General features: G+C 62.2%; 16 protein-coding genes and 1 pseudogene. 12 read left to right on the forward strand and 5 right to left on the reverse strand.

The window, feature by feature from the left end; all coding sequences use genetic code 11:
- Window positions 1–501: 501 nt before the first annotated feature.
- The 3 genes and pseudogenes from VIK36_RS14290 to VIK36_RS14300 all read right to left on the reverse strand — a co-directional run.
- Window positions 502–903 carry a hypothetical protein gene (locus VIK36_RS14290; RefSeq protein ID WP_324642444.1) on the reverse strand — a complete coding sequence of 134 codons (402 nt, stop codon included), beginning with the start codon at window positions 901–903 and terminating at the stop codon, window positions 502–504.
- 232 nt (window positions 904–1,135) lie between these two features.
- The gene (locus VIK36_RS14295) at window positions 1,136–2,185 is read right to left on the reverse strand and encodes an SHOCT domain-containing protein (protein ID WP_324642445.1); all 1,050 of its coding nucleotides are present in this window, start codon (window positions 2,183–2,185) and stop codon (window positions 1,136–1,138) included.
- Window positions 2,186–2,424: 239 nt separating this feature from the next.
- Window positions 2,425–3,348 (reverse strand): annotated as a pseudogene (locus VIK36_RS14300) (CpaF family protein); the annotation flags it as partial.
- A 738-nt stretch (window positions 3,349–4,086) separates the two neighbouring features.
- Between VIK36_RS14300 and VIK36_RS14305 the strand changes: the two are divergent.
- Window positions 4,087–6,597 (forward strand): GH25 family lysozyme, encoded by a 2,511-nt coding sequence (locus VIK36_RS14305; RefSeq protein WP_324642447.1) that lies wholly within the window; start codon window positions 4,087–4,089, stop codon window positions 6,595–6,597.
- Window positions 6,598–6,662: 65 nt separating this feature from the next.
- Here VIK36_RS14305 and rfbA read toward each other — a convergent pair whose 3' ends face one another.
- Window positions 6,663–7,532: a glucose-1-phosphate thymidylyltransferase RfbA gene (rfbA, locus tag VIK36_RS14310; RefSeq protein ID WP_159631583.1), complete on the reverse strand. Its 870-nt coding sequence runs from the start codon at window positions 7,530–7,532 to the stop codon at window positions 6,663–6,665.
- Window positions 7,533–7,587: 55 nt separating this feature from the next.
- Here rfbA and rfbB point away from each other — a divergent pair, with 55 nt between their 5' ends.
- Genes rfbB through VIK36_RS14330 form a run of 4 tightly spaced genes read left to right on the forward strand, consistent with a single transcriptional unit; the run spans window position 7,588 to window position 11,137 of the window.
- On the forward strand, window positions 7,588–8,586 hold the full coding sequence (gene rfbB / locus VIK36_RS14315; protein ID WP_324642448.1) for a dTDP-glucose 4,6-dehydratase: 999 nt from the start codon (window positions 7,588–7,590) through the stop codon (window positions 8,584–8,586).
- A 3-nt stretch (window positions 8,587–8,589) separates the two neighbouring features.
- Entirely contained in the window at window positions 8,590–10,020 is a 1,431-nt protein-coding gene (locus VIK36_RS14320; protein WP_324642449.1) for a bifunctional dTDP-4-dehydrorhamnose 3,5-epimerase family protein/NAD(P)-dependent oxidoreductase, read from the forward strand.
- A complete protein-coding gene (locus VIK36_RS14325) occupies window positions 10,017–10,742 on the forward strand; it encodes a glycosyltransferase family 2 protein (protein WP_324642450.1) in 726 nt (241 codons plus the stop codon). Before VIK36_RS14320 ends, VIK36_RS14325 begins: the two co-directional genes overlap by 4 nt.
- 8 nt (window positions 10,743–10,750) lie before the next feature.
- A complete protein-coding gene (locus VIK36_RS14330) occupies window positions 10,751–11,137 on the forward strand; it encodes a DUF2304 domain-containing protein (protein WP_255172642.1) in 387 nt (128 codons plus the stop codon).
- A gap of 86 nt (window positions 11,138–11,223) precedes the next feature.
- Here the strand turns inward: VIK36_RS14330 and VIK36_RS14335 are convergent, their stop codons facing one another.
- Window positions 11,224–12,105, reverse strand: a complete 882-nt coding sequence (locus VIK36_RS14335) for a glycosyltransferase family 2 protein (RefSeq protein ID WP_159631578.1) — start codon at window positions 12,103–12,105, stop codon at window positions 11,224–11,226.
- A 192-nt stretch (window positions 12,106–12,297) separates the two neighbouring features.
- Between VIK36_RS14335 and VIK36_RS14340 the strand changes: the two genes are divergently transcribed.
- From VIK36_RS14340 to VIK36_RS14370, 7 genes are all read left to right on the forward strand, one after another.
- Window positions 12,298–13,017: a glycosyltransferase gene (locus tag VIK36_RS14340; protein WP_324645286.1), complete on the forward strand. Its 720-nt coding sequence runs from the start codon at window positions 12,298–12,300 to the stop codon at window positions 13,015–13,017.
- A gap of 104 nt (window positions 13,018–13,121) precedes the next feature.
- Complete coding sequence (locus tag VIK36_RS14345; RefSeq protein WP_324642451.1) at window positions 13,122–13,952, forward strand: glycosyltransferase; 831 nt, start codon at window positions 13,122–13,124, stop codon at window positions 13,950–13,952.
- A 53-nt stretch (window positions 13,953–14,005) separates the two neighbouring features.
- On the forward strand, window positions 14,006–15,049 hold the full coding sequence (locus VIK36_RS14350) for a hypothetical protein (RefSeq protein ID WP_324642452.1): 1,044 nt from the start codon (window positions 14,006–14,008) through the stop codon (window positions 15,047–15,049).
- A 27-nt stretch (window positions 15,050–15,076) separates the two neighbouring features.
- Window positions 15,077–16,309 (forward strand): lipopolysaccharide biosynthesis protein, encoded by a 1,233-nt coding sequence (locus tag VIK36_RS14355; RefSeq protein WP_324642453.1) that lies wholly within the window; start codon window positions 15,077–15,079, stop codon window positions 16,307–16,309.
- Window positions 16,306–18,279 (forward strand): DUF6541 family protein, encoded by a 1,974-nt coding sequence (locus tag VIK36_RS14360; RefSeq protein WP_324642454.1) that lies wholly within the window; start codon window positions 16,306–16,308, stop codon window positions 18,277–18,279. Before VIK36_RS14355 ends, VIK36_RS14360 begins: the two co-directional genes overlap by 4 nt.
- 149 nt (window positions 18,280–18,428) lie before the next feature.
- Window positions 18,429–19,409: a substrate-binding domain-containing protein gene (locus VIK36_RS14365; RefSeq protein WP_324645287.1), complete on the forward strand. Its 981-nt coding sequence runs from the start codon at window positions 18,429–18,431 to the stop codon at window positions 19,407–19,409.
- A complete protein-coding gene (locus tag VIK36_RS14370; protein ID WP_324642455.1) occupies window positions 19,406–21,103 on the forward strand; it encodes a DUF2142 domain-containing protein in 1,698 nt (565 codons plus the stop codon). The genes VIK36_RS14365 and VIK36_RS14370 overlap by 4 nt, the downstream gene beginning before the upstream one ends.
- Window positions 21,104–21,288 lie beyond the last annotated feature (185 nt).

Here is a 21,288-nt window from a genome sequence, read left to right on the forward strand (position 1 = left end):
ACCCATGCTGTTCGCATAAGCGGATCGGCAGCAATAGTCAGTCCGACTAGGGCATACAGCCTCGGTGCAACGGATCATCGCGCGGCTCGATCACTGCTCTATGTGGTGGCCAAGGACCGTGGGGTTATTTCTTACTAATCAACGAGCTTCTTGGCCTTGTGCCGGAGACAATACGAAAAATTTCGTACCCGGCTGATTACCACCCTCCTAGCGACTAGTGCGCGAGGACAGACCGACGGATTGGTGCCGCCTCGACCTGGACGCCTACGTCCTCAGGCACGAGGGCCGCTGCTAGCACCTTGCTCGATTGCGCCGACCCTTGGGCGCCCCGCCTGCCCCGCACGTACCAGCCGTGGGCAACATGGGCGACCCTGCAGTGCGAATCATGGACGGTGACACGGCCCCGCGCACACCAGCTTCGGTCTACGTGCTTCCTGCTTTGGCGGGTTCACCCGGGCCTCATACTTCGGTATCAGCTGAGGTTCGGCGTCAATAGGCACGTCAGCGCCAAACTTCTTGTAGCATTCCAGTCGCTCGGCCGCGGCAATACGTTCCCGTTCCGGTACCGTACTCGGGACCTCCCGTCCGGAGGCCGCGCAACGCAGCGTCGAATCCGGTTCCGACCGTCCCGTCCGTTGCACTGACCACCAGCGACGTCAAGGCTGGAAGATTGTTCTCCAGGCAAAGGCGAATGACGCGGTTCAACAGCCTTGAGCTGAAGTTCGGAACGAGCATCCGTGTGCTGGTCTTTGTTTCTTCGAAGACCCGGGTGGCAAGTGCCTTGTAGGTGATGAAGCCTCCGTACGTTCCGGCAACGTCCTGGAGCACCGGCACGGCTGCTAGCGCCCATTTTTCGATGTCCTGCCGGAAGGCGGACTCATCGTCGCGCAGGGACTCCCTCATGGCGCCAGGCGAATCCGGCATGACCCTTCTCTCGTCATAGGGACTTTTTCAGGATGCATCCAATCTGGAAACAAACACCCGATAGCCAGGGGAGGCAAGCTTCGCCGGGACGGCAGCCCTCTGGCCCTGCGGCGGATATACGCCGGGGTGCACATAGGACTAAGGCTCTGACGCGCGTATCTGGGGCGGATGCGTCTGCGGGGCCTCTGCAAGGCCCGCCGAAGGGTGATTTCTAGCCTTCAAGCAGCTTCGCCTTGGCGCTCGTGAACTCGTCGTCGGTGAGTAAGCCGTCCCGGTGCAGCGCGGCTAGGTCGCGGAGTTGATCGGCCAGTGACGCCGTAGGTGCTGCGGGAGCCACCGAGGCACGGGACTGAGGTTCTCCGTCTGGCAGCGCACCCGACATGGAGTTCACGCGCACCGCTAGGTCGGTGACGCGATCGGCCGCTGCGGGGTCAGTGGGGACCACCAACTTCCACTGCGGGTGGCTCAGAACGAAGTTCACGGTCCTCGGAAGCACCGCGCGCACCGCCGTTCGTGTCAACGAAGGCTTTGCCAAGGTCTCCATGTTGCCGCCGTCCTCGACTGCTGCTGTGACGTCAGCATCCAGTGGTCTGACCGTGGTCTCAACCAAATCTTTGACCCTTCTCTTGCAGAGGATTCGGTCACTCATCAACTTGAGTTCTTCGCCGATCTCGCCCAAGTCTTCGACGTCTCGGCGTAGCCGTCCTGCGTCCATTCGTGCATGGATCTCGGCCGATAACCACTCGCCCGCTGAGAACCCACTGACGGAGGAGATGATGCGCTCCGACCGCGCAATGGCAAGTTCCTCGCCGATCATGTCGCCCTGTTCCCCGCAGTGCTCGGCGTGGTCCAAGGCCAGCAGGGCCTGTTGACGCAGGTGTGCATGCTGCTCGCCGAAGTTGGGTGCAACCAACGGGATAGAACTCGGGGCCTCCGCGTTGCCTGCGAGTGTCGTCGCGACTGCTTCAAGGAGCCGTTTCACCTTTCCGCGATCGGCGGCGGCGCTTGAACCTTGGTACGAGATCCCCTTGATGACGAACGCCGAGACCACGGTTCCGTTGAAGAAGGGCGTCGGCCGGAGTACCCATGATAAGCCGCCCGGAGCGAGGATCGGCATCTTAAAGTCAAAGCGCAGCGCGTCGCCGTCGCGTTCCAAGCGTTTGACGCGCTCGTGCTCAGTACATGCCGCTTCGAGCACCGACATCACCTCATCGACTGGGTGGGCGTACTGACACATCTCAAGTTCGAGTTCATTCGCCATCTTCGCTCCCCTTCAAACTCGCACCCCGGTCATGAGCCCCGATAAGCCGGGTACGGAAAGCCATACTAAGGTTAGTAGCCATACTAGGCGGCCAATTCGCGCGCTTGACGCGAACTCGCCTCCCAGGCATTCACGCGCGGGCGACCACTACAGATAGCAGGCCCAGCGCTCCGGCGCGTTGGGAGCGCCTCCCTCTCCCGAGATCTCGCTCGTGAAGGTACACGTCTTTTGAGCAGTGCCGCATCATGTGCCGAGTTCGCGTGGACGGTACACATTCCCGGAAGGCCCGAGTTCAGGGCAATGAGCATGTCCAGGCTTTCGGCTTCGCGCACCTCCCCCACCACCAGCCTGTCCGGACGCATCCGCAGCGCTTCCTTCACCAGGCGCCGGAGGGGAATTTCGCCCTCGCCTTCGAGATTCGGTTGACGGCACTGGAGGCCCACAACATCCCGGAGGGGAAACTGGAGCTCGAAGATCTCCTCGACGGTGATGACCCGTTCCCGGCTTCCGATGCTCGCGGCCAGGCAATTCAGCATGGTGGTCTTACCTGCCTGGGTTGCTCCGGACACGAGGATGTTGAGGCCGCTGGACACCGCAGCGCCGAGAAAGCGTGCTGCTTGCGGCGTCAGCGTGCCCAACTCCACCAAATGTTCCAAGCGGCTGGCCTTCACTACGAACTTGCGAATGTTCACTGCCCAGTGACGGCGGGTGACATCTGGAATCACCACGTGCAGCCTTGAGCCGTCCGGCAGCGCGGCATCGACGAACGGGGATGACATATCCAGTCTTCGGCCGGAGCTTTTGAGCATGCGCTCCACGAGATCGCGCACCTGCTGTTCCGTGAGGCTCAGCGACGTCAGCTCAGACTCGCCGTTGCGCGCCACGTAGATTTCGTTGGGTGCGTTAAGCCAGATTTCCTCGATCGACGGGTCATCGAGGAGCGGTTGGAGTACGCCGAACCCGGCGACGGCGTCGAAGAGGAACCGGCGGGCCGCATCAAGCGGGCCGAGGGGCGGCAGGGGCCCCATCAAAGTCCGTTCGTCGTAATCCGTGACGGCTGCTTCGACCAACCGCCGGACCTCGCCTGCCTGCCTGAGCGGGTCCAGTCCACGGCGGCGGATGAGCTCGCGGACTTCGTCCTCGACAATTCCCAGCGCGTCCATATGTTCCCCCATACAACTGCCGCCCCCGGTGGAGGCAGTGCGACTGGGCTACAGCCTAGGGAGCTTGCCCGGCGGCAACAAGTCATCCACCGGCTGTGTGGATAACTGACAAACCTCAAGATTGTCTCCAGTAGGCCTCAGGATTGAATCGGCATGACCACAGGATTCACATAAGTAACATCAGAATCACTGGTTCCGCTGGTAACACGGGTGCTATGGTGAGCGCGTTATTTATCGAAATAGCACTATCAGGTGCCTTCCTGGGGGAATTCACCTGAGCAGTATCCAAAGAGGCGCTCGGGGGAGCGCCCCATTGTCTCCGGAGCACATATGAAGCGGAACCTGTCTCAGTCCCGTCGCCCAGTCCTGAAGTCTTTTGGGCTTGTACTACTTGCCTGCTCCTTGTTAACGGGACCCGGCCTGAGCGGAGTCGCCTTCGCCGTTGATTCCAGCCCGACGCCCGCTCCGTCACCTACTTCCACGACGGCGCAATCCCAGACTGTGCCTTCGCCGGCACCGACCTTGCAGGGTGTACCCACTACGCCCCTTCCGGCCCCGGCAGCGACCGCTTCACCTGCAGCTCCGGCCCCTGCGCCGTCTCCCACTGGCACTAACCCGGCAGCGCCCTCCACCACGAAGAAGTTGTCCAGGCAGGAGCTGCTCGCTGCCGGTGGGGCCCAAATGGGACAGCGTTCCTCGCGGGTGGCACGTGATACGGCAATCGCGGCAGGTTCAGGTTTGTCGACGCAGTCTTTGTCCACGGAAGGCACCTGGAGCCCAACATTTGGCGTCCTTGGGCTGGACGTCAGCAAGTGGCAGCCAAGCGTGGACTGGCAAGGCGAGTGGAACAAGGGCGCCCGGTTTGCCTACGTGAAGGCGTCCGAAGGCACCTACTACACGAACGAATTGTTCAACTCCCAATACCAGGGCGCACGCAACGTGGGCATGATTCGCGGTGCCTACCACTTCGCCCATCCGTCATCGACATCCGGCGCTGACCAGGCGCGCTTCTTCGTCAACAACGGAGGGGGCTGGAGCGCGGACGGCTACACACTGCCCCCGGTCCTTGACATTGAATACAATCCCTACGATGGCAACATCTGCTATGACATGACGCCCGCCCAAATGACGGCATGGATTGCGGACTTCGGCTCCACCATGCGGGCGTTGACGGGCCGGCTGCCGGTGATCTACTCGACCACCGATTGGTGGGCAACCTGCACCAACAACTCCGCCGCATTCGGGGACTACCCGTTATGGGTCGCTTCCTATCCGCTGTCACCGGCTTCCTCGCCCGGAATGCTGCCGGCAAGCTGGAGCACGTACAGCATCTGGCAGTACAGCAGCACCGGTCCCTTTGCCGGCGACTCAAATGTATGGAACGGCGACTTCGCAGCACTCCAGCGGTTCGCGGGAAGCAGCGCTCCCACTATCCAGGTCCCGTCCCAGGCCACCCAGCAAATTGCAGCGTATGCAGGCAGCCACCCCTCCCTCGGCAGCCAAACCACCGCCATCACATGCGGTTTGACCAGTGGCGGCTGCTACCAAGGATTCCAAGGCGGCACCGTCATGTGGTCCTCAGCCTCCGGGGCTTTCGCTGTATCGGCCGGACCTGTCACCGGCGCGTGGCAGGCCCTCGGCGCTGAGCGCAGTCCGGCCGGCTATCCGACCAGTGACCTGATCTGCGGACTGAAGAATAACGGCTGTTTCCAGAACTTCCAGGGCGGCAGCATCATGTCCTCCCCTGCCACAGGTGCCGCCTTCGTTCCATTTGGCGCGATCCGGGATGCCTGGGCAGCGCAGGGCTACGAAAACGGGCCCTGGGGCTACCCGACGAGCAATGCTACATGCGGGCTGCGGTCGGGCGGTTGCTTCCAACTGTTCCAGGCAGGATCGGGGCTGTGGAGTCCTTCCAGCGGCGCGCACCTGGTCAAATCAGGACCGATTCTGGACGCCTGGGCAAAAGACGGGTTTGAGAACGGCCTCCTTGGCTTCCCAAGCACGGATGCGACCTGCACGGCTTCCGACTGCACCCAGCTGTTCACCGGCGGAGTTATCGGATGGACCTCCGCAGCTGGAGCCTGGCCCATCTACATGGGCATCGGTGACACCTGGAAGGCAGCGCGCGCAAAGGGAGAACCAATCGGGTTCCCCCTGGCCAAGGAAGTGTGCGGACTTCGTGGCGGCGGCTGCTACCAACTGTTCCAAGGTGGAAGCATCCTGTTCTCCCCCACGTCCGGGGCGTACTCGATGACGGGCCGCATCCTTAACTACTGGGCGCAATCCGGCTTCGAAAACGGCCAGCTCGGCTACCCGACAGGTCCGGCCAGTTGCGGCGCCGTGCAGAGCGAATGCTGGCAGTCCTTTGAAAAGGGAACGGTCGCCTACTCCGCGGCCACACCGATCCAGACCATCCCGGCCGGCCCCATGGCCCAGGCGTGGAAGAACCTCGGCGCCTCAGGAGGGGCCCTCGGTTACCCCTCGTCAGCACAGATCTGCGGCCTCAAGGACGGCGGATGCTTCCAGATGTTCGCCAAAGGTGCCCTCATGTACTCCCCCGCTGCAGGGGCGCAACCCAGCCTGCTGGGGCCCATCCGTGACTTCTGGCAGAAGCAGGGGTTCGAAAACGGCGTCCTTGGCTACCCTGCTTCGAATGTCATTTGCGGGCTGGTCGGTGCCGGGTGCTTCCAGAACTACCTAGGCGGGACAGTGATGTGGTCCAATGCCAGCGGGGCGCACGCCATGTCGTTCGGTCCGGTCCGGGACGCCTGGATAGCTTCCGGTTTTGAGAACGGAATCCTTGGCTACCCCACGAGCGAACAGATGTGCGGTCTGCGGAACGGCGGCTGCTTCCAGAACTTCGTGAACGGAACCGTGATGTACTCACCTGCCACCGGGGCCCAGACCATGTCATCGGCACCTATTCGCGACAAGTGGGCCACCACAGGCTTTGAGGGCGGATCGTTGGGCTACCCCACCAGCGGCGCCATCTGTGGCCTGCGGAACGGCGGTTGCTTCCAGAACTTCGAGAAGGGAACCATCATGTGGTCCGCCGCGAGCGGCGCCCAGGTGATGGTACCGGGACCCATCCAGCAGAGCTGGGCGGCGCAGGGCTTCGAAAACGGTGCGCTGGCATTCCCTACTAACGGCCAGACCTGTACCGCCGACAAGCTTTCCTGCAGCCAGACCTTCCAGGGAGGCACCGTCAGCTGGACCTCCACGGGCGGGGCGAAAACCCGCCTCAACTGACCCGGCCCGCAAACAGCAGGGGCGGGACCGCTTTCGCGGTCCCGCCCCTGCTGTTTTGTTGTGGATCAGCGGCCGTGTTCCAACAGCTCGATGAGGTAGGAGCCGTAACCGCTCTTGACGAGAGGCTCCGCCCGCTCGCGCAGTTCGTCATCCGTAAGGAATCCCAAACGCCAGGCAATTTCCTCGGGTGCCCCGATCTTGAGCCCTTGCCGGTTCTCAGTGGTCCGGACAAAGTTCGAGGCGTCGTTCAGGTCATTGAAAGTTCCCGTGTCCAGCCATGCTGTCCCCCGCGGAAGAATCTCGACCTGCAGCTTGCCGCGCTCCAGGTAGGTTCGGTTAACGTCAGTGATCTCAAGCTCTCCCCGGGCCGACGGCTTGAGGTTCTTTGCAATATCCACGACGTCGTTGTCGTAGAAATAGAGCCCGGGCACCGCATAGTGGCTCTTGGGTTCCGCAGGCTTCTCTTCCAGCGAGACCGCCTTGCCGTTCTCGTCGAACTCCACAACGCCGTAGGCCTTCGGATCGGCCACCCAGTAACCGAACACTGCTCCACCGTCAATGTTTTCGAAGCGCCGCAGCTGCGTGCCCATGCCGTGCCCGTAGAAGATGTTGTCGCCCAGGACAAGGGCCACGCTGTCGTCACCAATGTGCTCGGCACCGAGCACAAACGCCTGTGCGAGGCCGTCGGGAGACGGCTGCTGCTTGTAGGTGATCGAGACACCAAACCGGGACCCGTCACCGAGGAGCCGCTCGAACTGCTCAGCGTCGTGGGGGGTGGTGATAATGAGGATGTCCCGGATGCCCGCGAGGATCAAGGTGGAGAGCGGGTAGTAGATCATGGGCTTGTCGTAGACCGGGACCAACTGCTTACTGACGCCCAAGGTGATGGGGTGGAGCCTCGAGCCGGTACCGCCGGCGAGTATTATTCCGCGCATGCACCCATCTTTCCTTTAGCTAAGTGCAGCGGCAAATCCGGTAGTCTTGGGAATTATGCAGCGACTTCTTGTTACCGGCGGCGCCGGCTTCATTGGCTCGAACTTTGTCCACTACGTTATTGAGAACACAGAAGACCATGTCACTGTTCTGGACAAGTTGACCTACGCCGGCAACCTCGCGTCGCTGCAGGGCCTTCCAGCCGACCGCTTCTCATTCGTTCAGGGTGACATTGCCGACCCCGCACTCGTTGACGGGCTCGTTGCCGAGGCAGATGTAGTGGTCCACTACGCAGCAGAATCGCACAACGACAACTCCCTGCACGACCCCCGGCCGTTCCTTGACACCAACATCATCGGTACCTACACCCTCATCGAAGCAGCGCGGAAGCACAGCAAACGCTTCCACCACATTTCCACTGACGAGGTCTACGGCGATCTCGAGCTCGATGATCCCGAGCGCTTTACGGAACAGACACCGTATAACCCGTCCAGCCCGTACTCCTCCACGAAGGCCGGGTCCGACCTGCTGGTCCGCGCCTGGGTTCGCTCATTCGGTCTCCAGGCAACCATCAGCAACTGCTCCAACAACTACGGTCCCTACCAGCACGTGGAAAAGTTCATCCCTCGGCAGATCACCAACGTGATCGACGGCATCCGGCCCAAGCTCTACGGCAAGGGGGAAAATGTCCGCGACTGGATCCACGCCAACGACCACTCCTCCGCCGTCCTGGCCATCATTGCCAAGGGGCGCATCGGCGAGACCTACCTGATTGGCGCCGACGGTGAGAAGAACAACAAGGACGTCGTTGAACTGATCCTGAAGCACATGGGCCAGGCGCCGGACGCCTACGACCATGTGATCGACCGGGCCGGCCACGACTTGCGCTACGCGATCGACTCCACGAAGCTGCGGACCGAGCTCGGCTGGGAACCCCGGTTCTCCAACTTTGATACCGGCATAGAGGACACTATCGCCTGGTACCGGGACAACGAGGACTGGTGGCGCCCACAGAAGGCCGCCACCGAGGCCAAGTACAAGGAACAGGGCCAGTAGGGCATGTCCATCGAGTTCTCCAAAAAGCTCGCCGTCCACGAAACGCCCATTCCCGGCGTCGTTCTCTACGACCTTCCTGTCCACGGCGACAACCGCGGCTGGTTCAAAGAAAACTGGCAACGGGAAAAAATGGTTGCTCTCGGCCTGCCGGACTTCCGGCCCGTCCAGAACAACATCTCCTTTAACGAGAAGGCAGGTACTACCAGGGGGATCCACGCAGAACCCTGGGACAAGTTCATCTCGGTCGCCACGGGACGGATCTTTGGAGCATGGGTGGATCTGCGCCAGGGGCCCACGTTTGGTGCCGTTTTCACTGCCGAACTTGATCCGAGCCAGGCGATTTTCATTCCGCGCGGCGTCGGCAATGCTTTCCAGACCCTTGAAGATACGACGGCTTACACGTACCTCGTAAATGACCACTGGTCCGCGGACGCCCAGGGCCAGTACACCTTCCTGAACCTGGCGGACGAAACCGTGGCCATCGAATGGCCCATCCCGCTCTCCGAAGCCGAACTGTCCGATAAGGACAAGGCGCACCCCCGCCTCGCGGACGTCGTGCCCATGCCACCGAAGAAGACCCTGGTGATCGGCGCCAACGGCCAGCTGGGTAAGGCGATGCGGAAAGAGTACGACGGCGACACTTCCGTTGAGTTCGCATCGCGCAGTGAGTTCGACCTCGGCAGTCCGGACGCGTTCAAAGACCGCAACTGGAAGAACTACTCCGCTGTCATCAACGCGGCGGCCTACACGGCCGTTGACGCGGCGGAGACTTCGGAGGGGCGCGCAGCCGCCTGGGCCACCAACGTGACCGCGTTGACGCAGCTTGCGCGAATTGCCGTTGAGCATGACCTCACCCTGGTGCATGTCTCCTCTGACTACGTGTTCGACGGGGCCAAGGAAGTCCATGCGGAGACTGAAGCGCTCACGCCGCTTGGTGTCTACGGGCAGACCAAAGCAGCAGGCGACGCTGTTGTCAGCGTGGTCCCCCGGCATTACATCGTCCGCACGAGTTGGGTCATCGGTGAAGGCAACAACTTTGTACGCACCATGGCCTCGCTCGCTTCACGCGGAGTGGAACCTTCCGTGGTGAACGACCAGTACGGCCGCCTCAGTTTCACTGATGACATCGCGGCAGGTATCCGGCACTTGCTGCACACCGGCGCTCCCTACGGCACCTACAACCTGAGCAACGACGGCGACCCGCAGTCGTGGGCGGACATCGCAGCGGACGTCTACGAATTGTCCGGCAAGAGCAGGGACGCCGTGACGGGCGTGAGCACCAAGGAATACTTCGAGGGGAAGGATGCTGCCCCCCGCCCGCTTAACAGTGTTCTGGATCTCTCCAAGATCAAGGCAGCAGGCTTCGAGGCACCGCCGGCAGGGCTGCGCCTGACCGAGTACGTTAATTCGACCACGAGCGGATTCCCAGCATGACCGAAGCACGCCACGACACCCTTGTCATCATGCCGGCCTGGAATGAGTCGGAAGCGATCGGCAACACCATTGCGGAAGTCCTTGAGTTTGGACCCCCATGCGATGTGCTGGTGGTGGACGACGGCTCCCGTGATAACACCGCCCGGGTGGCACGCGCGGCCGGCGCCACCGTTGTGCAATTGCCGTTCAACATGGGCGTCGGTGGCGCGATGCGGACCGGCTTCAAATATGCCCAGATGCATGGTTACCGGCAAGTCATCCAGGTGGACGCTGATGGCCAGCATGACCCCCGGGACATCAAGACAGTCCTTGACGGATTGCGCGACGCCGATATCGCCATTGGTGCCCGGTTCGCCGAGGCGGGAAACTACACCGTTCGCGGCCCCCGAAAGTGGGCCATGAACGTCCTGGCGTGGACAATATCCCGGCTTGCACGGACAAAGCTCACCGACGTGACCTCCGGTTTCCGCGCAGCGAACACCAAAGCCATCCGCCAATACCTGGACCATTACCCCGCTGAGTACCTGGGCGACACGATTGATTCACTGGTCGTGGCGATCCGTTCAGGCTGCACCGTCCGCCAGGTTGGCGTTTCAATGAGGGAGCGTCAGGGAGGCACCCCCAGCCATGACCCGATAAAGGCCGCCATCTACCTCGGCCGCTCAGGGATGGCGCTCTTGTTCGCGCTGACGCGCAAGAAATCCACACCTTCCACCAACTAGGAATCCACATGTCCCTCCTTATGGGCTCCATCGTCGTCGTGGCGATTCTCTTCTTCGTCTTCGAAATGCTGCGACGGCAGAAGTTGCGCGAGAAATACGCTGTTCTCTGGATCGTCATCGGCATCGGCACTCTTCTGCTGGCGGCCTTTCCCGCCCTGCTTGAGCAAGCCAGTGGCCTGCTCGGGATCCAGGTCCCCGCGAACCTTCTCTTCATCACCACCCTCGTCCTCCTTGTCGGGGTATGCCTTCACCTGTCCCGTGAGCAGTCGCAGGCCGAGGATGAGGTGCGCATTCTTTGCGAAGAGGTGGCCCTGTTGAAGGTGGAGCTTTCGGCACTGCAGCAGAGCGTCGGGTCACACCCGCGACAGGACGGAACCACCGGCCCCGCTGCGTAGCAGGAGCACTTCCGCGGGCCTGGCCAGGCGGACCAAACAAAAAAGGGAGCGACCCCCGCGGGGCGCTCCCTTTCCTATTGGATCGGTCAGCCGAAGATGTGCTTTGCCAGCCGTGGGAGGGAGTCCACCTTGCCCATGGCCACAGACTTGACCACCAAGGACGCAGCATTCAGCCGCGAGGTGGTGTGGAAGGACGCTGCGCGGGCAGCGCGGTTCCAGCCAAGTTCCTTGAACCGGGCTGCCTGCCCTTCAAAGAAGCGCCGCTCTTCATCAAAGCGGCGCCCGTCAAGGGCACGCACGGAAGAATCTGACGCCGAGTGCCTCCGGTACAGGAAGGACAGCGTGGGGTCCACCACAAGGGAGCCGCCTTCTGCCGCTATGTCCAGCAGCAGGGCAAGGTCCTGAACGACGTCCAGGCCGTCCGTGAAGCCAATCCGCACGATGGTCTCCGACCGCCAGGCCAACGACGGAAAGTATGCCCAGTCAGCACGTACCAGGCTGGTAGCCATCTGTTCGCCCTTGAGCTCGATCCGCTCGCGGGTCTTCGGGGCGTAGGCCTTTTTGACGGCATCAGCCAGGGGGATGCAGGCAATGCCCTTTTCATCAATGACCTGGACACCCGGCTGGACAACGCTGGCATGCGGGTAGGTCTCGAACGCATCGACTACGACGTCCAGGTAGTTGGGCAGCATGACATCGTCTGCGCCCATGATGACCACATACGGTGCCTCGACCATGGTCAGCGCCTTGCGGTAGTTGCCGTTGGCGCCCAGGTTTTTCTCGTTCTTGAGGTACGTAACGCGAGGGTCAGTAATCGTCGAGAACCAGCGTTCCGGCTCGGGATCCGGGTAGCCGTCATCGATCACGATGAGCCGCCAGTCTTCGTTCTCCTGGTTCATCACGCTTCGGGCTGCGAGCTTCATCTGATCGACATCGCCGTAGTAGGGCAGCATTACGTCAACGGTCATGGACCTGGGATTCCTTCCGTGGGCTCCGCTCGAAGAACTCGGCGGCTTCCCCACGATTATAGTTGACGGGCCCTTGTCGGGCCTGTCAGGCACGGCTTGCTAGACTGCTTGGGGTCCTGCCCGCCCCGCTGGCACCGCCCGGAGTGAGGAGAATTACTTTTGGAGCCCACAACCACACGGCCGCGCATCAGCGTGTGCATGGCTGCCTACAACGGCGCCCGCCACATCAGCGAGCAGATCGATTCAATCCTTCCCGAACTTGGCGCCCACGACGAAGTCATTGTCGTCAACGACTGTTCCACGGACAACACTGCTGCCATCGTCGCCGCTGTTCCGGATGGCCGGATCCGGCTGATCAATGCCGAACAAAACCGCGGCTATGTTTCAACATTTGAAAGAGCCCTCGGGGAGGCGCGGGGAGAGTTCGTTTTCCTTTCGGACCAGGACGATGTGTGGCTCCCGGGCCGGGTGGAACGCATGATTTCGGCCTTGGACGGCAAGGACATGGTGGTCAGTAACTGCAGGCACTTCGACGGAGCGCCCGGCTCATTCCATGAAATTCGTTTACGGGCCAAGGATTCCACCCACCACGTACGCAACCTCCTCGGCATCGTGGTCGGTTACCGGCTCCACTGGGGTTGCGCGATGGCCGTTCGGCGGAACCTTTTGGCGCAAGCACTGCCGTTCCCCCACTACATGAACGAATCCCACGACCAGTGGCTTGCCACTGTGGGCAACGTCAACCGCTCCATCGTCTACATGGAAGAAGACACCATCCTGCACAGACTTCACGGCGAGAACCTGACGCCCCACGGTATCCGCTCAGCCTCAAAAATAATTCGTGCACGGCTTGCCTTCCTGCGCAACGTCTACATCGCAGTAAGGCGCTCCCGGCAGGCGAGGCAGGCGTGATGGTCCAGTCCGGCCCGAACCCGACCAGTCCCCACCCCGGCGTGTGTGGAGTTGTATCGGCCTATAACCCCGGTGATGAAAATGTTGCCAACATAAAGTGGCTGTTGCGCTTCGTCGCCCACGTCGTGGTTGTCGACGACGGCTCGCGCGACGATGTATCGCAGGCCCTGGCAGAGATGGAGCAGGCAGGTGCCGTTGTTCTGCGCCTCGGCACCAATTCCGGGATCGCCCGGGCCCTGAACACGGGAATCAAGGAAGCACTCGAGCGCTGGAACCCGGAGTGGATTGTCACCATGGACCAGGATTCCAGGTTCACTGGAGACTACATCGGTGCCGCTCTCGCTACTGTTGCAGCATCCCGTGACCCGCACAGCGTAGGCATGGTGTGCGCGGAGTCGCACAACCACATCCCCCTGCCGGTATGGGGCAGCCGGGATGAGCCCCAGATCTTCGACCCCATGACCAGCGGAACGTTGGTGCGTGCACGCACGTTCGATGCAGTTGGCCTCTTCGATGAAGGGTTCTTCATCGATTGCGTGGATTCTGAATTCAATGCCCGGCTCCGGGAGCACGGACTTCGTGCACTGGCAGGACGGGGCTGCAATCTCGAGCACAGCTTGGGCAGTGCACGGCCGATGAAGATTCTCGGCTGGCACGCGCACATCGGAGCCAAAAAGCTCTACATCTACTACCACGCGCCGTTCCGGGTCTACTACATCACCCGGAACTCACTGACACTCGCACGCCGGTATGCGCTGAAACAACCGGCTTGGGTGCTGCGCCGAATCTACATGGAAATCCAAAGCAACATTGTGCGCTTCGGATTTGGTCCCAACCGGCGCAAACACGCGGTTGCCGCTGCAGCCGGCATCCGGGACGCCGTTCGTCAGCGGATGGGCAAGATTGACGACGACCTCGCTGCCCGCCTGCGCTAGGCGTTGGCTCCCCCATTCCCCTGCACTGCCCGGTCAACATCGAAAGAAAACTCATGACCACCAACTCAGGATCAATCTTCGTCCTCTATCACCGCGGCTTGCGCACCGGAGGGCCCGAAGCCCTCCACCAGCTGGTCGATATGCTGCGTGAGCTTGGGCAGGACGCCTATCTGGTCCCGCACCCGCACACAGCAGGCAACGACCGCGTGGAGCAGTACGGGATTTACGACGCCCCGGAGGCGCCTGAAATCATCGATTCCGCCGAAAACGTTGTGGTCTATCCGGAGACCTACGTCCACGAGATGTCCCACATCAAGCAGGCCCGCCGCATGTGCTGGTGGCTCAGCATCGACAACTCGCTGACCTTCATGGCCGAGCGTATGTGGTACCGGAACACGGCCGGCCTGTTTGAAAAGGCAAAGGAAGCGGCCGTCCCCTTCGCCCGGATGTGGAAGAACGGCGTGACGCCGGCAAAACTGCGCACGGACAAGGACGTCATCCACCTCGTGCAGTCCTCTTATGCATGGGCCTTCGTTGCCACCAGGTTGGACGTCGTGCCATCCCTGGTGTCCGACTACACCCCCACAGGGGAGTTCCAGGCCACCGCCACCGCCAAGCGGAACCGCCAGCTGGTCACCTACAATCCCGCCAAGGGCGGACACATCATCGATGCGGTGAAGGCCGCGAGCCCACCCACCATTGAGTGGCAGCCAATCGTCGGGATGACCCGCGCCGAGGTTGTTGCGACCCTGCAGCAGTGCGGCGTTTATTTGGACTTGGGGCACCACCCCGGTAAAGACCGCATGCCTCGGGAGGCAACACTTTCCGGCGCCCTGACCATCGTGGCCCGTCGCGGATCCGGTGCCTTCTACGCTGACGTTCCCATCCCCTGGGAACACAAGATCACGCCGGGAGATACCGAGGTTGCCACCGCTGCAGCCATGCTTCCGCAGCTCATCGCCAACTTCGAGCAGGAAGTGGCGAAACAAGCCAGCTACCGCGAAACCATCCTCAACGAACGTTCCCGGTTCAAGCGGGAGGTTGAGGACGTCTTCGTCAACGGTCGCCTGGGCAAGGACGCCTATGACTATGTGTAGTCGACGCACCGCGGCCGGGACCACGGCATGATCAAAAGGATCGCCGCTTTCGCCGGATTGCCGCTGCTCGCCTCGCTTGCGTCATTCATCCTTTTGCCCATCATTGCCAGAGTGGGTGGGGCGCCGGCCTGGAATTCCCTCGCCGTAGGCCAGGCTGTAGGGGCAATCGCGGCGATTGTCATAGGTCTGGGGTGGCCGCTGACAGGCCCCGCCGCCGTCGCCTCAGAAAGCGATCCGGGAACCCGGCGCCGGCTTTACGCCACCAGTTTCATTACCCGCGCATTTGTCTTCGTCTGCGCCATCCCCCTTATGGCAGCCGCCCTCTCGTTCACGGGAGCCAAAGAACAGTTCTGGGTTGCTTTCCTGATGGCCTGCGCCCAGGCGGCGGCAGGACTCACCCCGGCTTGGTACTGCATTGCCACCGGACACGCCGGCAGGATCGCAAAATACGACGTTGTTCCCCGTATGGTGGCGACTCTGGGCGTCATCCCACTTTTGTTCGCAACAGGTCAGATCTTCCTCTACCCACTTGCGCTTCTGCTGCTGGGCCTCGCGGGCACCATGTGGTTCAACAGGGATCATTCCCAACGGGCGGACTTCGAGGGGCTGACGCCCCGCGCAGTGATCCGGGAGATCTGGGGACTGAGAGGCGGTGCCGGCGTGACGGTCGCCGCAGGAGCGTACGCGTCCACCCCCGTCCTTGTGGTGCAGTTCGCCGCCTCTGCCTCCGGCCTGGCTGCGTTTGTGTCAGCGGAGAAGCTGTACCGCATTGGACAGCTCGCGACGGCCGCGCTGGGAAACAGCCTCCAGGGGTGGGTCAACGAGTTCGGCTCAAACCATGCCGAGCGGCGAAAGTTCTCCCTTCTGGCTTTGTCAGTCCTGGGAGCAGCCGGCTGGCTGATCCTTGCTGTTCTGGGTCCATGGGTGAGCACCCTCCTTTTCGGTTCGGAGTTGGCCGCTGACTTCTGGACCTGTTTCTGGTTCGGTCTGTCGTTCCTCCTCGTCTGTGTCACAACGTCCACCGGAGCCCACTGGCTGGTGCCCGCAAAACAGATGCGCACCGTCTTCTCCAGCACCATCGCAGGAGCCATCGTTGGGCTCCCGGCCATGGTCATCCTGGCGCACCTGATGGGCGGCCCGGGCGGCGCACTGGGTCTGGTAGTGGGCGAAGTTGCGGTAACCGTCATACAGCTGCGTGCCATCATCCGTCTGCTGCGGGAACCGTCGCCGCAGGACAGGACTGAGGAAATTCCGTCGTGAACTGGCTGACCATTCTTCCGGCCTCGGCAGTCGCAATCCTGCTCCTGTATATCCCCGGTGCCGCCATCGCGTCATGCCTCAAGTTCCGGTTGGGCGGGGTTCTCGGCATCGCGCCCCTTCTATCAACTGCAGCCGCCGGACTTGCCGGGGTCATCGGCGGGTTCCTCCACGTGCCCTGGAGCGTCCTGCCGTATCTTCTCGTCACCGCGGTTCTCGCCGCCGGAGCACTGGTCCTGACGCGCCGTATTCCGTGGCGCCTGGCTGCCCCCGTCTGGAGGCAATCCCTGCCCTTCGCTGCCTTGGCACTCGCAACGCTGCCCATGAGCTGGCGGTTCATCCAGCTGGTGGGGTCACCGGACCACCCGTCACAGGTCTTCGATAACGTCTTCCACCTCAATGCCATCCGCTTCATCATCGACAGCGGAAACGCCTCATCGCTGACGCTGGCGTCGATACAGGGAGTGCAGGGCCTTGACGCGGTCTATCCCGCGGCGTGGCATTCTTTTGCTGCCCTCCTGGTGCAGCTGGCTTCCGTGGATATCCCTACCGCTGAGAACGTCCTGAACCTGGTCATCGTCGTGCTCCTCTGGCCCGCGTCCTGCCTGTTCCTCGTCACGAAGACCATCTCGCGCAGGCCGGCGGCCCTCATCATCACCGCGGTGGTCGCCGGCGCACAGGTTGCCTTCCCCTTCCTCATGATTGTCTGGGGCCCTTTGTTCCCCTACGCCATGGCCCTCAGCATGATGCCGGTAGTGATAGTCGAACTCGCAGCGCTGGTCCGTATCGGGCGGACGCGGACGGACCCACTTCCCAGCTGGGCAGCGGCACTGGTGTTGTCGCTGGCAGGTCTCGCTTTTGCCCACACGAGCTCCATCAACATCACGGTGGCGCTTGGCCTTCCGATCCTCGCCATTTTGTGGTGGCATATCATGCCGCGCAGGGAGATGTGGCGGGTTAACCCCGCCGGAGCGTGGCTGCTCCTTGGCGGGACCGTCGGGATCCTCGCCGTGGCCGCGGTCCTGTGGTTGAAGCTGCGCCCCGCCCCCTATGACAATTGGGGACCAACCGTGAAGCCGGGTGCCGCCGTCGGCGAAATACTCACAGCCAGCACGATGCAATCAGCCATACCGGCCGTAGTGGTCTCCATCCTGTCGGTCTACGGCCTTCTCACCACCTTCAAAGTACGGAAGTGGCGCTGGATGGCTGCGTGCTACGCCGTACTCGGCGGGCTCTATATCGTTGCGGCGTCGTTCCCGAAGGGAAGCATCCGGGACCTCCTGATCGGCACCTGGTACCAGGACACCTACCGCCTCGCTGCACTCCTGCCCCTGCTGGTGACCCCACTTGCCGTCATCGGAGGTCTTCGCCTGTGGGACTCAGCCCGCTGCTCCCGCCCCAGCGCGCGGACTTGGCAGGTGTGGGAAGCTTCCATCGACCGGACAGGCGCGAACGGAAAAACAGTACTGTCCACGGCCGCTGTGGTGGTCTTCGCCCTCCTCACTTCGTTCGCCGGCCCGCTAAGCCACTACATCAACGGCGCCTCGTCCGTTTACCGCTTCGACGCACAATCTGAGCTCCTCACACCCGATGAGCTGGCTTTAATACAGCGTCTCCCTACCCACGTCCCTTCCGATGCAGTCATAGCTGACAATCCGTGGAACGGAAGTTCACTCGCTTATGCGTACACCGGCCGCCGCGTCCTGACAACTCACCTGTTTTCAACAGACGACCCTGATACGGAACTGATTAACCAAAAGCTCGGAGAGGCCGCGGGCAACACTGCCGTCTGCGCCGCCCTGCGCAATAAAAACGTGCAGTACGTCCTGGACTTCGGGGCCCGTTACCTGATCGACCTGCCAGGGTCCGAAAAGTACCCGGCGTTGACCAACCTGGCGCCCGGAAACGGATTGACCCTGGTGGATTCGCAGGGTCCGGACGCACGGCTATACCGGATTTCCAGTTGTGGATGAGCGTGGCCTTCGCCGGTGTGGCGCCGGCCGTGCCCATACTTGCAGTGCTGGACCACTAGGCTGGATAGGTGATTCCCGTTTCTCGACGAACTAAAATCGGTGCCGCTGTTGTGCTGTCCGCACTCCTTCCCCTGTCTGCATGCGCAACCATGCCGCCGGGGACAATCGAGGGTGCCCTGACCGGAATTGGAAGCAATGCCGGCCAGGGAGCTGTCAGTGCGTGGGGCCTCGCGTGGGGAAGCTCGGTGAAGGGAACCTACGTCAGCTACTCCCCCGACGGGTCCGCGGCAGGGCTGAAAGCGTTCCAGGACGGGCAGTCACAGTTCGCTGTTGGTTCCGCTCCGCTCTCGGAAACCGAGGCTTCCGCGGTCCGGGGAATGTGCACATCCAAGGGTGCCATGTCCCTGGCTGCCGGTGTTCTGCCCGTGGGTGTTGCCGTCAAGCTCAAGGGCGTCAACGACCTCATCCTGGACGCGAAAACCCTTGCACAGATCCTGCAGGGCGGCATCACGCGCTGGAATGACCCGAAAATAGCGGCACTGAATCCGGAGACCTCCCTTCCTGACGTGGCCATCACGGTTCTCGTACAGGAGGGGCCCTCGGATACTGTCCGCCCGGTTAATTCCTACCTCAAGGACGCGGGAACAGACTGGAACGCGCCCGCTGAGGACCGATGGCCGGGCAGTGTAAAAGGTCAAGTCCAGTCTCCCCCCTTGGATCTCGCGAACAAGCTGGACGACACCAACGGAGGCCTGTCGATCCTTGATGGAAGCATCATCGGGAACAGGTTCGTCGCTGCCCAGCTTGTCTTCGACGGCAAGCCCCGGCGGCTCCAGGCATCCTCAGTGGTGGACGCCGTGTCCACCGGCAACGTAACCGCCTCATCAAATGCAGTCACCCAGGCACTCGATGGGCGCTCGGGTTATGGCCTGGGCACCGTTATCTACATGTACATGTGCAGGGAGTACACCGACGACCATATGGGCCGGCTGGCCCGCTCATTCGGTGAAAGCGCACTCAGCGAAGAAGCACAAAAGAACGCGAACGCATTCGCCTTCGTCATGTCGCCTAGCAAGAAGGCGGTGAACGAAGGGCGCGCCCTCGTCAATGCAATTGGAGACGGACAGTGAGTTTATTCCTAAGAAGTGTTCGCGCGCGTTCCCTTCCCCGGCCCCTTCCCACCTTCGCGCTCCTGACTGCGATCTTCTTCCTGCTGTTTGGTCTGTGGTCCCTGGCAACACCCTTGATGGGCGTCCCCGACGAACCGGCCCACACCATCAAGGCGGCAGCCGTGGTCCGGGGCCAGGTACTGGTTGAGGACGGCACATCATTCGGCCACGGCGTCCACGTCCGCGTTCCCAACTACATCGCCAGTCTTCATGCCCAGAGCTGCTACAAGTTCAACAGGGCCCAGGCAGCCGACTGCGCAGCGCCCCTCTACGTGGACGATACGTTCACGAACATCGGTGTCACGTCAGCCGGCTCCTACAACCCGATGTACTACTGGATAGTAGGGCTTCCTACCCTGTTCATGTCCGGCGCACCCGCAATCTACGGCATGCGCCTGGTCAGCGCCCTCTTGTGCGCTGTGTTCTTCGCCGCTGGGTTCACAGCCTTGACGGAAATGAGGCGGCCAAAGTACGCCGTCCTCGTCGCAGCGCTTGCAATGACGCCCATGGTTCTGTTCCTCGGCGGAGGCATCAACCCCAACTCATTGGAGATTGCCGCCACGATGGCTGCCTTCTCGGGTTTCGTCGTCGTCCTGGACAACCGAAGGGGCACCAAGCGCGTGTTGCCCGCCCTGGCCACCGTCGCGGCCGCGACGGTGGTGCTGGCAAATGCCCGGCAAATATCACTGGTGTGGCTGCTGTGCGCCCTCATCGTAGGGGTTTGCTCCTTCCGGCTCCGCAGGGTCGTGACCGTCTTCAGCGACCGGCGGGTCCTCACGGCTGTAGCACTGGCGGTTCCGGGGGCCCTGCTGGGCCTGCTGTGGATGTACATCGCAGCGAACGGCCCCGCCAACGTCGGAGTTGCTCCTGAGGGTATTGCCAGTCCGCACCCCGACGCCCCCCTCTACAGGGGCTTCATGATCATGCTTGACCAGACCTACGACTTCTTCCCGCAATACATCGGTACCATGGGCTGGCTGGACACGCCGGTCCCCGAACTGGTTGCCCTTGTTTGGGGCGGCTTAATGATTGCAGGCCTTGTGGTCCCCTTCTGCGTCCGCCCGCTGCGGAACTGGACGGGTTACTGGGTGGCGCTGGCCATGCTGTACCTGGTCCCGGCGCTCCTGCAAACCGCGTTGTGGCGCGGAATGGGATTCATCTGGCAGGGCCGCTACACGCTTCCCTTGGTGGTAGTTCTGTTCATCAGTGTGGGACTTGGCCTGCGGAAGCTGCGGTTCCCCGGCGGCGCTCTGGCGTTGCGCATTTCCAGGGTCTTCTTTTGGCTCATCGTCGCGTGCCACACGCTCGCCTTTGTCTATGTTCTGCGCCGCTACGTCGTCGGCATCAGCGAAATAGCCAACTGGCAAACACTGTTTTCGTCACCGCACTGGCAGCCGCCCCTGGGCTGGCTGCCTCTGACCGTCCTGTACCTGCTCGTGACAGCGGTCGGAGCCCTGCTCCTCTTCCGGTACCTCCACCCAGGAAGTCCCCTGGTGAAGGGAACTCTGTCCCGGAACGGCGGAACCCGACACAGCTCAGGCCGGGCGGCCGATAAAGAGGAAGAAGTCATTGGTCGGGAGCCTGCGCCGTCAGGTGCACGCGCTGCGGCTGAAGCGCAGATAAGTGCCGGCGAGAGCCTGCGGCAGGGAAAATAGACTGACCCGGGGCCACCCGGCAGGTCCGAGGGACTCTACCTTGGGGGGAAACAGTGTGCCGCCCGTTGTCGACGGATCAACCTGCAGGCTGCCTGCCCGGCATCGAACGGCCGGCAGGCACCTTGCAGGCGGCCGGACTGAGGCGTGGGCAGCCGTCCGGCAAGACCGTCCTCTACAGAGTGGTT

The sequence above is a fragment of the Pseudarthrobacter sp. LT1 genome, assembly GCF_035621795.1.
Classification (GTDB): domain Bacteria; phylum Actinomycetota; class Actinomycetes; order Actinomycetales; family Micrococcaceae; genus Arthrobacter.